We start from the raw sequence: 975 nt of genomic DNA, 5'->3' as shown, positions 1-975 counted from the left end.
GCTTCGCCGCGGGTCGGATGGGCGTGGATCGTGCCGGCGATGTCCTCGAGCCGGGCGCCCATTTCCAGCGCCAGGGCGAAGCCGCCGGCCATTTCAGCGACGCCGGCACCAACCGCCTGGATGCCGAGCACCTCATGCGTCTCGGCCCGCGCGGTGACGCGGATGAAGCCCGTCTCGTCGCCAGCGGTCATCGCCCGGCCGTTTGCCGCGAATGGAAAGAGCCCGGTCATCGCCTCATGCCCTTGTGCCCTGGCCTCGTCGGGGGACAAGCCCGCGCTGACGATTTCCGGGTCGGTGAAGCAGACCGCGGGAATCGCGCGCTTGTCCCAGACCCGCGGCTTGCCGGCGACCAACTCGGCCACCATCTCGCCCTGCGTCATCGCGCGATGCGCGAGCATCGGCTCGCCGGTCACGTCGCCGATGGCGAAGACCCCGGCCATCGAGGTCCGGCAGCGCTCGTCGATGCGAATGAACGGTCCCGCCATCTCCAGCCGCAGCCTGTCCAGGCCGGCGGCGGTCGCGCGTGGGTGGCGGCCGACCGTCACCAGAACCTTGTCGGCATGGATGTCCTCTGCCCCATCCACGCCGGCGACGCGCAGCGCACCGCTGTCCGACAGCCCGCCGGCCCGTGCCCCGGTCAGCACGCGAACGCCACGCTGCGTCAGGCGCTGCGCCACGGGCCGCGTCAGCTCGGCATCATACTGTGGCAGGATGCGCGGCGCGGCCTCGACCACCGTGACACTGGCGCCGAGCTTGGCATAGGCGGTGCCCAGTTCCAGCCCGATATAGCCGCCCCCGACCACAGCAAGTCGGTCGGGCACCTCGGTAAGGGCGAGCGCGTCGGTCGAGGACAGCACCCTGCCGCCGAAGGGCAGCGCCGGCAGTTCGACCGGCTCCGAGCCCGTGGCCAGGACCAGAACCTCGGCGCGGATCTGCACCGGGCCTTCGGGCGTCTCGACCACGGCGGTCTTGCCG

1 protein-coding gene is annotated in these 975 nt (G+C 71.7%); it reads right to left on the bottom strand.

The genetic code is table 11. From position 1 onward, the window contains the following. Nucleotides 1-975, bottom strand: a 975-nt coding sequence (locus Q0938_RS19155) for an FAD-dependent oxidoreductase (protein WP_299365719.1), incomplete at both ends; no start/stop codon positions are given.

Source organism: uncultured Paracoccus sp., from assembly GCF_947496875.1.
Lineage (GTDB): Bacteria > Pseudomonadota > Alphaproteobacteria > Rhodobacterales > Rhodobacteraceae > Paracoccus.
The sequence above is the reverse complement of the archived record's forward strand: the minus strand, read 5'-3'. Positions and strand labels throughout refer to the sequence as shown.